The following is a 14,210-nucleotide window of genomic DNA, read 5'->3' on the forward strand; positions in this document are numbered from 1 at the left end:
AAGGAGGAAGTAAGGATGACACAATTTCAGCAGTTGGAAGCAGATAGTATACCGCATCAGATCATGCACGGATTTACTCAATTGTTACTGGAAGGAAAACTGGAACAGTGGTTGAACCTATATACATCTGAGGCTATCTTCGAATTCCCATATGCACCAGCAGGATATCCTCAGAAACTGGAAGGCAAAGCCGAACTTGCGAATCATGTTCATAATCTGTTGGGGATGATCGAAATCCAGCAGTTTTCTGAACCGGTAATCTTGGCCGATTCCACGAAACAACAGTTTGTGGCTGAATTTACTTGTACAGGGCGCTCATTAGTTACAGGCAAGCCATACAACCAAACCTACATTTCTGTGGTGAGCCACAAGAATGGAAAAATTACACATTATAAAGACTATTGGAATCCGATGATCGTAATTGAATCGGACTTAGGAGGAAGTAAACATGAATAATGATAAACCGGTGACACTGATTACAGGGGCTAATGGAAAAACAGGAAGCCGTGTTGCGGCTATACTTCAAAAGCAACAATATCCGGTGCGCTTGGCAGGAAGAACTAAAGCATCTCTTTCTGGTTCTGGTGATAACTATGTCTATTTCGATTGGTACGATTCCGATACGTATGCTCAGGCATTGAAAAATGTGAACCAGGTGTACCTTGTCGTGCCAGTCATGGACATGAATCCAGAAGACGTCATGATTACGTTCATCAAGGAAGCATTGTGGAGCGGCGTTAAGCGATTTGTCTTGCTCGGCAGTGCTTCGATCGACGAGAATGGTCCCATATTTGGCAAAGTACATCAGTATTTAAAAGCGCATGCTCCCGAGTGGGCTGTTCTCCAACCATCTTATTTTATGGAGAATTTTACGGAGGGACCGCATCGGGAGACGATGAAGCAACTCGGTAAAATCTACAGTGCTACGGGTGACGGGAAAATCGGTTTTGTCAGCGCAGATGATATTGCAACTGTTGCCTTCCGAGCACTTACAGATGTTATTCCTCATAATACAGAGCATATGATTACAGGGCCGGAGACGTTGTCCTATGGGCAGGTTTCCAACATCATTAGTCGTTTACTGGGTCAGTCCATCCAGCATGAATCTTTGTCCGACGATGAACTGAGGAACAGCATGATTCAAGCCGGGATGCCTGAAGACTATGCAACAGCTCTGGCAGGGTTGGATATTGCCATCCGTGAAGAAGGCCGCGAAGATCAAGTAACGGATACCGTGCTGAGATTGACGGGGAATGGCCCAATCTCAATGGAGCAATTTGTTCAAAATCATATGGCAGTATGGAATTAATGGAAGAAACATATTGTAATTAAAGAGAAGACGGTGCCTAGTGCCCGTCTTTTTGCCTGTCTACCAGCATGTTGACATCGTTGATTGAAATATGGATCTATGCATAACCACAGGCACGACGGACAGCAGTGATTATACGAACACACTTTTGGGGAAATAGATGAGAATGAATGTTTGATAAAGGTTTGATAAAGGGGCGAAGAGAGCGGATGATTCAGTTCGAAAATGTATCAAAACAATATCCTGATGGAACTACGGCTTTGCGTCAGGTTAACCTCAACATTAACAAGGGAGAATTGTTTGTCATGATTGGTCCGAGTGGATGTGGCAAAACCACCATGCTCAAAATGATCAATCGCCTGATTGAGCGAACAGATGGAGCAGTGCTCATTAATGAACGCTCAATTGATGAATACAACATTCACGAATTGCGCTGGAATATCGGATATGTGCTGCAACAGATTGCACTATTCCCGCATATGACGATTGCCGAAAATATTGCGGTTGTTCCTGAGCTGCGAAAATGGAAGTCAGATCAGATCAAGCAGCGCGTACATACGCTACTGGACATGGTTGGATTGCATGGAGATACGTACAGTGAGCGCAAACCTGCCGAACTATCTGGTGGACAGCAGCAGCGAATTGGAGTGTTGCGTGCACTCGCTGCCGATCCCGAGATTGTATTGATGGATGAACCATTCAGTGCACTCGATCCGATGAGCCGTGAGAAATTGCAGGACGATATTCTGGATATCCAGCGCCAGATGAAAAAAACAATTGTGTTTGTCACCCATGATATTCAGGAAGCGATGAAGCTGGGTGATCGCATCTGCATTATGAAGGATGGAGAAGTGTTGCAGGTAGGTACCCCGGAAGAGCTCATCCAGCAGCCAGCTGATGACTTCGTGCGTGAGTTTGTCGGAAGTCCTGATGCGGACACGAGTCCACCATTCGTATTTGATCTTGAATCCATCATGTCACCACTCTCACCGGGTCATGTGCCAAAGTCAGCTAAAACTGCCGTTCCCGTATCAACTACCTTACCGGAGTTGGTTGAGATTATGAGTTCTCACGACCATTTGCTAGTGGAACGCAACCGACAGATTATTGGCGAGATCAATCGGGCAGTTCTGATGAAATACTGGTCTGAACAGTTACAGGAACGAGGTGAGGGACATGAGTAGATTCACGGAGGTGTTCAGCGAGCGTAAAGGCCAATTATTGTCTGCTCTTCTGGAACATATTCAGATCTCTTTTATCGCATTGTTCTTCGCTGTCCTTATCGCTATTCCGCTTGGTATATACCTTACACGCAAACCAAGAGTCGCTGAACCCATTATTGGGATTACGGCTGTGTTGCAGACTATACCATCCCTGGCGCTTCTCGGATTACTCATCCCATTGTTTGGTATAGGAACACTTCCTGCAATTATCGCATTGGTGGTGTATGCGCTGCTTCCTGTACTCCGCAATACGTACACAGGCATATCCGAAGTTGATCCTTCCATGGTCGAAGCGGCGAATGCAATGGGCATGAATAGTCGGCAACGTCTAATCAAAGTGGAACTGCCACTGGCGATGCCTGTCATTATGGCCGGAATTCGGACGGCTATGGTCCTGATTGTAGGAACGGCGACACTTGCAGCCTTGATCGGCGCAGGAGGCTTGGGTGCATTAATCTTGCTGGGTATTGATCGGAATGATACCGCACTGATCATCCTTGGAGCTATTCCGGCAGCATTGCTAGCTATTTTGTTTGATGTACTACTGCGTCAGTTCCAGCGGTTATCCTTCAAGAAAACGCTGGTTACCCTTGGTTCGCTGGCTCTAATCGCAATACTTGTGATTACCATTCCCTTCGTGGCACGTGGAGGGCAGAAGGATCTCGTAATTGCTGGCAAACTGGGAGCTGAACCGGAGATTCTGATTAACATGTATAAATTGCTGATCGAAAAAGAAACGGATCTGACCGTTGAACTTAAGCCCGGATTAGGTAAAACACCATTCCTTTTCAACGCACTCAAGTCGGGTGATATTGACATCTATCCCGAATTTACCGGGACAGCGATCTCCGAATTCATGAAGGAAACAGCAGTCAGCACCGATCGGACAGAGGTGTACGAACAGGCAAGAGATGGAATGCTGAGCCAGTTCAACATGGTGCTGCTGAACCCTATGGATTACAACAATACGTATACGTTGGCTGTTCCAAAGAGCATCGCAGATCAATACAATCTCAAGACCATTTCGGATCTCAAACCGGTAGAACAGCAGATGAAGGCAGGTTTCACGCTGGAATTCTCGGATCGGGAAGACGGTTACCTTGGTATTCAGAAGAAATATGGAATTGAATTCCCGAACGTTGCAACCATGGAACCGAAGCTTCGCTATGGAGCTGTTCAACGAGGCGATATCAATCTCGTAGATGCTTACTCCACCGATAGTGAGTTGAGACAATATGAACTCGTCGTGCTGGAGGATGATCAGGAGTTATTCCCACCGTATCAAGGTGCGCCGATGCTTCGTCAAGAAACGGCAGATCAATATCCACAACTGGTTGAGGTGCTGAATCAGCTTGCTGGAAAGATTACGGATGACGAGATGCGTCAGATGAACTATGACGTGAACGTGGATGGAGCGAATCCCGAGCAGGTGGCAACGGAGTACCTGAAACAGGCTGGATTGCTCTAACGTTGTGTATCCCAACAATAGACGTAACAAAAGGATGAGGAGGAACCATGATGACACAAGAAACTTATGACTTGATTGCAATTGGAACAGGAAGCGCGGCAAGTTCTGTTATTACCCGTTGCGCTGAAGCTGGCTGGAAAATCGCTGTAATTGATGAACGTGAGTTCGGCGGAACCTGTGCACTGCGCGGCTGTGATCCCAAGAAAGTGCTGGCCGGAGCGGCGGAGCTGATTGACTGGAATGAGCGGATGCAAGGGAAAGGAATTCAGGGACGGGCGACTATCAACTGGTCTGAGCTTATGGCCTTTAAACGTACCTTTACCGAGAGCATACCTAGAGCAAGTGAGGATAAATTCAAACAAGAAGGAATGGATACGTTCCATGGTAAAGCTTCATTCGTCGATGAAGACCATATTCAAGTGGGAGAAGAAGTGCTTCATGGCAAACACATTCTGATTGCTACTGGTGCAAGACCTGCACCACTTGAAATCGAGGGATCAGAGCATCTGATATATAGTGATGACTTTCTGGATCTGGAACAGTTGCCTGATCGATTAGTGCTGATAGGCGGTGGATATATTGCATTTGAGTTTGCGCATATTGTGGCTAGAGCCGGGACGGAAGTCCATATCCTGCATCGGAGTGAACAGCCGCTGAAATCATTTGATGCGGAACTGGTTGAATCTTTAATGCAAAAATCGAAAGAGATCGGCATTCATGTTCATTTGAACGCAGAGGTGAAGTCCGTACGGCAAGAGGGGAACGCCTATATCGTTCATGGCACACGCAATGGTGCAGATCACCAGTGGCAGTGCGGACTTGTCGTTCATGGAGCCGGGCGTATACCCAATGTGGATGGGCTGGAATTGGAGAAAGGCAACGTTAGCTACAGCAAAAAGGGTATTACGGTGAACGAGTATTTGCAAAGCGAAAGTAATCCGAGAGTGTATGCTGCTGGCGATGTAACCGATACGAAAGGGTTGCCTTTGACCCCGTTAGCAGGTCAGGAATCCCGGGCAGTATCGTTCAATTTGTTGGAGGGAAATCAACATAAACCCAATTATAAAGTGATGCCTTCCATTGTGTTTACTGTCCCTGCACTTGGAGCTGTTGGTATGAGCACGGAACAAGCCAAAAAAGAGGGCTACGAGGTGCAGGTAAATGATATGTCGAAATGGTATACTTACAAAAGAACTCATGAAAAATTTGCCATGGCCAAAGTGGTGATCGACAAATCAACCGGTTGCATTCTGGGTGCGCATGTGCTCGGGGGCAAGACAGAAGAATTGATCAACCTTTTTGCAATGGCGATTCAGTTCGATCTGACTATCGATCAGTTAAACACCATGAATTTTGCATATCCTACTGCTGCATCGGACCTGGGTTCTCTAGTGTAGAAATGATGATAAAAGCCCCTTGGGACGGAAGGATGAAAATAACGATGTCATCGGATTTTGTAGGACTTCTTGAAGGCAAGTGGACGAAGGAACCCGTTGCCGCACGGATGGATGGGGATCGTTTCGTTGTGGAAGCTCGGGAAGGCAGTGACTTCTGGGAGGAAACATTCTATGGGTTCTGTCATCGGGATGGACACGCCATACTTGCTCCATGGGACGGAACGGAAGCGATTGAGGTATCTTTTGATCTAAGTTCATTCACCGAATTATATGATCAGGCGGGGTTGATGTTATGGCACGGAGAAGATCAATGGATCAAGGCCGGAGTTGAGGTTAATGACGGTGTTGCTCATGTTGGAGCTGTCGTGACGGATACATATTCGGATTGGTCCCTATCTCCTGTACCTGAGTGGGGTGGACGAATTGTGACGATCAGAGCCTCGTACAGTAATGAGGCTGTTGTCATTCGGGCTCGTACAGATGAGCATCCTTGGCGTACGATTCGCGTTGCACGGTTCGCCTATCCGACGAATAAACACGCAGGCCCATTTCTGTGTTCACCGAAGCGTGCAGGGTTCGAGGTAGCCTTTACCAAATGGAGATCCACGCCACCCGATGCTGATCTGCACACAGATCCTCCGATTACGGATTAAAACAAGTTAAGATGCACGCTAAACAATGATATTTGAGCAAGTATATCTCGCTTACCAAGAAATACAACACAAATAAGCAAGTCTTCCGTTCACGGAGGGCTTGCTTATTTTCGTGCTTAAACTTTGCACCCTGAAGAGTATTCCAGGTGTTCATTTTACAATTCACCGGGGGCGCAAGTTTTTTCGCATTTACAACGACAGAACTTTTGAGTTTAACGTTTATTTAATCGTATCCGTATCCTGGGATTGGGGGTTGGTCTCTTTTTCACCCTCATCATCATTGGACTTATTGAACTCCAGCATACGCTCCTCGTAATCGTCCAGGAACCATAACGGGTCCATGCTGTCTTCCTCACCGTTGTAATTGATGACGATTTCTTCGCCAGCCTTGATGTCTGTATACGCGTAGAAGTCAAAGGTGTGGTTATCAAAATTGATATCATAGGTAGCGTTAGGTTCATAGGAGTGGTTGATCAGACTGCCGTAGCCGAGCAGAATGGCGGTATGATTCGCCCCATATTCGAATACGTAATCTTCCAAAATCGTTTTTTCGACATGCTCATGATCTTCATTCGGGTAAGGCACGACGGGTGCCTGATGGATCAGCGTTCCTTTCGCAATATCAACGGTAGCAAAGACCCCGCGGTTAAACTCACCACCATCACCCAACTTGGATTGTTTCACTTCAATCATATTGTTCACCTGATGCTCTTTGAAGAGCTCCGTTCTATATAGTAATAATTCGTTAAGGCAAAATTTTAACCCATACTTTCATATAAGGCAAATTTCAGACAAAAAGGTGCAATATTTTTGAATAGGGCGTTGAGTTGTGCAGGATATAACGCTTATAATATACAAAGAATTAAGTCTATATAGAAAAGGTGTCATGAATGAGCATATTAAATGTAGAAAAATTAAGTCACGGTTTTGGTGACCGTGCTATCTTTAACGACGTTTCATTCCGCCTGTTGAAGGGCGAACATATTGGTCTGATCGGGGCTAATGGTGAAGGTAAATCCACCTTCATGAACATTATTACAGGAAAGCTTCAGCCAGATGAAGGCAAAGTGGAGTGGTCCAAACGGATGCGTGTTGGTTATTTGGACCAGCATGCTGTATTGAACAAAGGCCAATCCATCCGTGACGTGCTTCGCGGCGCGTTCCAGTATTTGTTCGACATGGAACAGGAAATGAATGATATGTATGGCAAAATGGGCGATGTAACTCCCGAGGAGCTTGAACAACTTCTTGAAGACGTGGGCACGATCCAGGATACACTGACTAACCAGGATTTCTACATGATCGATGCCAAGGTGGATGAAACCGCACGTGGTCTGGGTCTGACGGATATCGGTCTGGATAAAGACGTCAACGACCTGAGTGGTGGACAGCGTACCAAAGTACTGCTTGCCAAGCTGCTGCTGGAAAAACCGGATATTCTGCTCCTTGATGAGCCTACGAACTATCTGGATGAATTGCATATTGAATGGCTGAAACGCTATTTGCAGGAATATGAGAATGCTTTTATTCTGATCTCACACGATATTCCGTTCCTGAACAGTGTTATCAACTTGATCTACCACATGGAGAATCAGGATCTGACCCGTTATGTGGGCGATTATGATCACTTCCAGGAAGTGCATGAGATGAGAAAACAGCAGCTGGAGTCGGCTTACAAGCGCCAACAACAAGAAATTGCTGACCTCAAGGACTTTGTAGCCCGGAACAAAGCAAGTGTGGCAACCCGTAACATGGCAATGTCCAGACAGAAGAAACTCGACAAGATGGAAGTTATCGAGATTGCCAAGGAAAAACCGAAACCACAGTTTAACTTCCGTGACGCAAGAACGTCTGGCAAGCTCATTTTCGAAACCAAAGGTCTTGTGATTGGTTATAACGAACCGTTGTCCAGACCACTGGATCTGCGTATGGAACGGGGACAGAAGATTGCCCTCGTTGGTGCAAACGGAATCGGTAAAACAACCCTGATGCGCAGTATTCTGGGTGAAATTCAGGCTCTGGAAGGAACCGTTCAACGCGGTGAACATCTGGAGATTGGTTACTTCCAACAAGAGATGAAGGATGCCAACTACAATACGTGTATTGAAGAGATATGGCAGGAGTTCCCTTCATATACCCAATTCGAAGTGCGTGCTGCACTTGCAAAATGTGGTTTGACAACAAAACACATTGAGAGCAAGGTAGCTGTACTCAGTGGTGGCGAGAAAGCCAAAGTGCGTCTCTGTAAGCTGATCAATAACGAAACCAACCTGCTTGTACTCGATGAGCCGACGAACCATCTGGACGTTGATGCCAAGGAAGAGTTGAAACGTGCGCTCAAGGCTTACAAAGGCAGTATTCTTCTGATTTCCCACGAACCGGAATTCTACCGTGATGTAGTTACAGAGACGTGGAACTGTGAGTCATGGACAACGAAAGTTTTCTAAATAAAGGTTGTTCAAAAGTCACGCACTAATAATACGAGAGAGCTTGCGAACAAGCTCGAGCGGTGAGAAAAGGCGCGAATTTTGCTTGCAAAACAGGCAGAACTCGCGCTTTTTTTGCTTGGTTTTAACGAAAAATGTTGGTGCCCAATTCACAGTTGACAGCTTGAATAAGGCAATCATATAATTCAAGAAAGCGATTACATTTATATGTTAGTAACCTGTTTCACTGCATAGGGGCGAAGAAGACACGGTATTCCGTATGGGTACCATTTTGCACTTAGAAGGGAAGACGGGTCTTTTTTTACTCTTCAATGAAACCGGTTTCATTAAAATAAGGAGGTGGACCCCGCTTTTGTACTGACCGCCGGTTCCAGAGGATAGGCTGAGCAACAACATCGCGTCTTTAAGAACCATGCTTTCATCTTTCACGCCAAAGGAGAGAATGAACATTGGATAAACTCAGGAAACCCATGATATTCTTGTTATCTGCAACACTTGCGCTGTCTTCCGGACCGTTGATGCTACCAAGTAAAGCGTATGCCGATCTGGGGAGTATACCCGCCACGTTGCTGCAGGACGATTTTTCGGATGGGGATTACACGGAATCACCTGCTTGGAACGTAAGTTCAGGCAACTGGGAAGTGATCACGGACCCGACAGATGAGTCGAACTTCACACTTTTCCAGAGCGATACCAATGAAGGCATCATCTCTACTGGAGAATCCATGTCGGACATGACCGTGTCCATGCGCTTTTACACGGGGAACGGTCAAGGATATCCGGGAATATTGCCGCGGTTTCAGGATAAGAGCAACTTTTACTATTTTCAAATGCAGGTTCCCAATAATAAGCTCGTTTTCTCAAAAAGGGTGAATGGATCAGATACCACTTTGAAAACGGTGGACTATGCATTTGCCAAGAATACATGGTATACCCTCAAAGTGGTGTTATCAGGTACAACCATTCGAGGGTATATCGCCGAAAACGGCTCCGATCGGTTGATATTCGATCTGGTCGATCCTACATACGGTTCAGGTACCGTGGGCATTCGGAATAAGTGGCAATCAGTACATGCAGATGACGTGATCATTGCCGATCGACCGCCGGAGAACGATATTCAGCTCTCTATTGCCGAGCAGACGGCGTCTTCGGTTTCCCTGCAATGGTCTGAACTCGTGGGTGCATCAGGCTATCGCCTGTATCGTTCCAACACGCCTGAAGGGGGCTATTCCCTGGTAACCAACACCGGAACTTTGGGACACACAGATGAAGGATTAAGCGGGGATACGGTCTACTATTACAAACTCGCCTATGAATACGGAGGTCTGACTGAGTCCTTGTGGTCCTCGCCGTTGGAAGTACGAACTTCAGCGACCGCCCCTCAGGCTCCGAGCGAATTGAAGGCCGAAGCACTCAACGCAACAAGCGTGAAGTTATCATGGTCGGCCGTGGACAAGTCAACGGGTTACCGCGTGGTTCGAGCCGAAGCTGGCAGTGAGCAATACGAGCAGATCTACGAAGGGAAGGGGCTTACTTATACAGATCAGGAACTTGAGCCGGGCACCAGCTACAGCTATCGCGTAATAGCCTTCAATGCGGCTGGTGAGTCAGCTGCCACTGTTGCAGAAGCCACTACGTACTCCATTGATTCTCCCACAGCGTTCGCTGTCACAGCTGTGACGGATACATCCATCTCTCTGGGGTGGAATGCCCTTACTGGATCTGATGTAACGTATACGCTCTCCAGGTCTACCAGTGCTGCGGGTACGTATCAGCAGGTCTATAGTGGGAATGAAAGTACGTTTAACGATAGTGGTCTGACGATGGGCACAGGATATTTTTACATCATCCAGGCGACCGTGGACGGCGTAACTTCTCCAGCATCCGCACCGTTGGGTGTTGCCACAGTTCGCACAAGCATTACACCAGGGCAATTGTGGCCAGGTCTGGACGGTCAACCGATTGATGCGCATGGGGCTGGGTTTTTCTACGATGAACAGACGGAGACCTATTATTGGTATGGTGAATATCATAAGGGCGGCTGGCCAGCTGTTGGGGTGCGTGTGTATTCCTCCAAGGATCTGATGAACTGGACAGATGAGGGCATGGCTCTATCGACACTTCAATCCATGGATGATTTTGACCATGACCCGTTAATTTCCAAATTGTATGCGGGGCGTGAGGACCGCGTGGATATCTGGGCAGATATTCGCAAAGGACGGATCATTGAACGACCGAAGGTCATCTACAACGACAAAACAAAGAAATACGTGATGTGGGCTCACATGGACGGTGACAAGGACCCGTATAACGATAATGCGAACTACGGTAAGGCGCGGGCCGGTTATGCGATCAGTGACTCTCCAACAGGGCCTTTTGTGTATCAGAAGAGTTACCGGATGGACAGAGCTCCGGAAGGGGAGAAAGATTACTTCCCAAGCGATAAGGGCATGGCACGTGACATGACGTTGTTCAAGGATGATGATGGTACCGGTTATCTGATCTACTCGAGCGAAGAAAACCTGACACTCTATATCTCCAAACTGAATGAAGACTACAGTGACGTAACTGGGTGGCATAAGGAAGGACGAACGGATGACAAAGGTAATCCGGTTCGTGACTCGACCTATCAGGCTGAATATGGCGTAGATTACGTGCGTGTGTTCCCTGGAGGGCAACGCGAAGCACCAGCGATGTTTAAGTATCAGGGGAAATATTATATTTTGACTTCCGGAGCTTCCGGATGGGCCCCTAACGAAAACAAAGTGACGGTGGCGGATAACATTTTTGGCCCGTGGTCAACGCAGACCAATCCGTTCGTGCGCACGTTGCCGAGTGATCCCGATCCAGGCAAGGCTTTCGGCACACAGACCACATCCGTCATTCCGGTAGATCCGGAAAAAGGCAAATTCATTTACGTTGGGGATACGTGGAATGGTGGCAATTTCTCGAATGATGCTGCAAAATACGTGTTCTTGCCCATTGAGTTTGGAATAGGCTCCGACATTGCGATCAAGTGGTATAACAGTTGGACACCGGATCTGCTGAATTCGATGGGCAAGGTGGATATCGCTGATCCGTTGCCGGAAGCCGTGGCGCTTGGCAAAGTACCATCTCTTCCAACGACATTGAACGTTCGCGACGGTGGTGAACTGGTGTCAACGCCAGCAGTGTGGACGATTGATAACCGGGCCATGACGGCAGAAGATTTTGCTAAGCCAGGACCCCTCACGTTACAGGTAACGACACCGGAATATAACAACAAAAAGCAGGCGGTTCGTGTAAACGTCATTCCAGAGAATGCCAAATATTTTGTGAACAGCGGAGGGTACGAAACGACTGATTACAATCTTATTGGTGCGTATATGAAAGGAACACTGGCCAACCCGGGAACGGCAGACCAGATGTACGCTCCGGCAGAGGGTCGCAATTGGGGATACACCAGCGCAGACGCACTGTCATCCGGCTCTAATGGCGGAGATATTTTCTCGACCGTACGTTATCTAAACGGGGGCAATGTCAGCAATTCTCCAAAAGGCACAGACTTAACCTACAGATTTGATGTACCGAATGGAACATATGATGTGTACGCGGGATTCAACGATCCGTGGACGAATGCATCGCGCAGAGCCAATTTCATCATCAATGGCACGAATACCGGGGCTGTTACGTTTACGCCTGCCAGTGTTAGAGCACACAAAGGCATCATTGTGTCGGACAACAAACTGGAGTTAACCGTGCGCAATACGGCATCACAGGACCCGATGATTAGTTGGATAATGATCGTTCAGCCAGATGCTATGCCACCTGTTAATGACAGTGCTGGTCTCAATGCGGATGCGGTGGATTCAACGAGTGCAACGCTTCATTGGGATGCTCATCTTGGAGCAGCAAGCTACAAGCTCTACCGCTCAGATCGTGAGCAAGGTGAGTACAAGGTGGTCTATAGCGGCAATGGACGGGAGTACACGGACAGTGAACTGAACCCTGGCACGGAGTATTATTACAAAGTGGAAGCTTTGGATGCGACAGGGCAATCCGTGAGAGGTGTATCTTCCATATACCAGGTGCATACGGCTCAGCAGACTGCTGCCGATGTAGCTACAGGCATTACAGCACTGGAACAACCTTCAGTAGGTGCGAAAAAAATGAAGTTGCCATCCGTGCCGCAAGGTTTCACAGTGAAGATCGCTTCCAGTTCGTTACCGTCCGTCATTCAGACGGATGGAACGATTGTCCCACCTTCTAAGGAAACAACAGTAATACTGGAGTTGGAAATCACTCGAATTTCTGACGACACAAGAGCCCTGACTGTACCTTTGACGGTGAAGGTGCCTGCATCTGTTTCTTCCCCAGGAGGATCGGACCCTGGTTCGGGTAGCAACCCGGGCGGCAATTCCGGTGGAAATTCAGGGAGTAGTTCAGGTTTAAGCAACAATGGCGGACAATCAGAAGGTGTTAGCCCAGGTGCAGGAAATGCTGCACCACAACCTAAACCGGAGAAAGACCGTTCTGTTCTGGAGTTGCAGGCACAGCCTGACCAGAAAGGTGTAGTGCAGTCCAACGTGGATGCTTCAACGATCAAAGATGCTTTCGAAGTTGCCCCTGTAACAGATGCGGGTAAGCGCTTGGTCGAACTTCGGTTGAAGCCGGTTTCGGGAGCAACAGCATATGAAGTATCTCTGCCTGCCTCTGCGTTGATAGATCAGGGTGAGTCCCACGTGTTCAACATGGTTACAGAGCTGGGCATGTTGGAACTTCCCGCGTCACTGTTAACGAAGGACATCGTTGGTGATGGAATGGCATCCATCCGATTGGTCAGAACAGAGTTACCAAAAACAGTGGCAGATCAGCTTGGCACGCAATATGGAGTCCAGCTTGAGCTTCAACTGGATGGTCAACCATGGCCATTGCAAAGCGGATTCAAACTTCATCTGCCTTTCCCATCTTCTCAAAATGTTCAGCAGGATCGGATTGTTGCATTTGTCATTGGCGCGAACGGTGTGGCAAGTCCATTGCCGCAAAGTTACTACGATCCAAACAGCGGGCAGCTTGTATTTTCCGTAACGTCACTCACAGGAAATTATGCTGTTGTGTCTGTGGAGCAGGCATTCGCAGATCTTGCAGAAGTGCAGTGGGCCAAGAAAGCGATGGAGGCATTGGCAGTCCGAGGTGTGATTGATGCCGAAGCAAGTGGGGATTCCACCCGGTTGCATCCAAAACAGGAGATGACTCGCGGTCAATACATGCAATGGTTGATGACTGCGCTCGGCTTGAATGCTTCTTCCGGGAATGCGTTTACGGATGTAAACGAAAAGGCTCCATATTACGAAGCGGTTACAGCTGCGCGTTCACTAGGTATCACCAGTGGTACTGGTGACGGGCGCTTCCTGCCAGAGTCCACGATCACTCGTCAGGAGATGATGACGTTGACAGTTAGAGCACTTGCAGCCGCTGGTCTGGTTGACGCCGAGACAGCTGCAACGGATAAACTGACTCGTTTCCGCGATGCTTCCGAGATTCGCTCTTATGCCCGGGATAGTGTGGCCTTACTTGTGGATCTGGGCATCGCTCATGGGTACAACGGTGAGGTGAAACCACTTGGTGAAGCGACACGAGCTGAATCGGCTACGCTGCTATATGCGATGATGAGCAAATTGGTATGGAATAACTAATGTTACACCAGAATCGTAGTGTATGAAAAAGAAGGCTT

The 14,210-nt window shown here is 47.7% G+C and carries 9 protein-coding genes; 8 read left to right on the top strand and 1 reads right to left on the bottom strand.

Annotated elements, in window-relative coordinates:
* The first annotated feature begins 15 nt into the window (after positions 1-15).
* The 6 genes from MKY85_RS13080 (at position 16) to MKY85_RS13105 (ending at position 6,050) form a co-directional block, all read left to right on the top strand.
* Positions 16-456: a nuclear transport factor 2 family protein gene (locus tag MKY85_RS13080; protein ID WP_339260817.1), complete on the top strand. Its 441-nt coding sequence runs from the start codon at positions 16-18 to the stop codon at positions 454-456.
* Positions 449-1,309 (top strand): ergot alkaloid biosynthesis protein, encoded by an 861-nt coding sequence (locus MKY85_RS13085; RefSeq protein ID WP_342572798.1) that lies wholly within the window; start codon positions 449-451, stop codon positions 1,307-1,309. Before MKY85_RS13080 ends, MKY85_RS13085 begins: the two co-directional genes overlap by 8 nt.
* A gap of 209 nt (positions 1,310-1,518) precedes the next feature.
* A complete protein-coding gene (locus tag MKY85_RS13090) occupies positions 1,519-2,493 on the top strand; it encodes an ABC transporter ATP-binding protein (RefSeq protein WP_342572800.1) in 975 nt (324 codons plus the stop codon).
* Positions 2,486-4,000: an osmoprotectant update ABC transporter permease/substrate-binding subunit OpuFB gene (opuFB, locus tag MKY85_RS13095; protein WP_342572801.1), complete on the top strand. Its 1,515-nt coding sequence runs from the start codon at positions 2,486-2,488 to the stop codon at positions 3,998-4,000. Before MKY85_RS13090 ends, opuFB begins: the two co-directional genes overlap by 8 nt.
* A gap of 50 nt (positions 4,001-4,050) precedes the next feature.
* A complete protein-coding gene (locus MKY85_RS13100; protein WP_342573354.1) occupies positions 4,051-5,397 on the top strand; it encodes an NAD(P)/FAD-dependent oxidoreductase in 1,347 nt (448 codons plus the stop codon).
* Positions 5,398-5,441: 44 nt separating this feature from the next.
* On the top strand, positions 5,442-6,050 hold the full coding sequence (locus MKY85_RS13105) for a DUF1349 domain-containing protein (protein WP_342572803.1): 609 nt from the start codon (positions 5,442-5,444) through the stop codon (positions 6,048-6,050).
* A 219-nt stretch (positions 6,051-6,269) separates the two neighbouring features.
* On the opposite strand, the gene MKY85_RS13110 is transcribed toward MKY85_RS13105, so the two are convergent.
* A complete protein-coding gene (locus MKY85_RS13110) occupies positions 6,270-6,743 on the bottom strand; it encodes an SET domain-containing protein (protein WP_342572804.1) in 474 nt (157 codons plus the stop codon).
* Between the two features lie 197 nt (positions 6,744-6,940).
* Here MKY85_RS13110 and MKY85_RS13115 point away from each other — a divergent pair, with 197 nt between their 5' ends.
* Together MKY85_RS13115 and MKY85_RS13120 are read left to right on the top strand one after the other, a co-directional pair.
* Positions 6,941-8,497 (top strand): ABC-F family ATP-binding cassette domain-containing protein, encoded by a 1,557-nt coding sequence (locus MKY85_RS13115; RefSeq protein ID WP_253434780.1) that lies wholly within the window; start codon positions 6,941-6,943, stop codon positions 8,495-8,497.
* Positions 8,498-8,946: 449 nt separating this feature from the next.
* Entirely contained in the window at positions 8,947-14,172 is a 5,226-nt protein-coding gene (locus MKY85_RS13120) for a fibronectin type III domain-containing protein (protein ID WP_342572808.1), read from the top strand.
* The last annotated feature ends 38 nt before the right edge of the window (positions 14,173-14,210 follow it).

The organism is Paenibacillus sp. FSL R5-0749 (genome assembly GCF_038595085.1).
Classification (GTDB): domain Bacteria; phylum Bacillota; class Bacilli; order Paenibacillales; family Paenibacillaceae; genus Paenibacillus.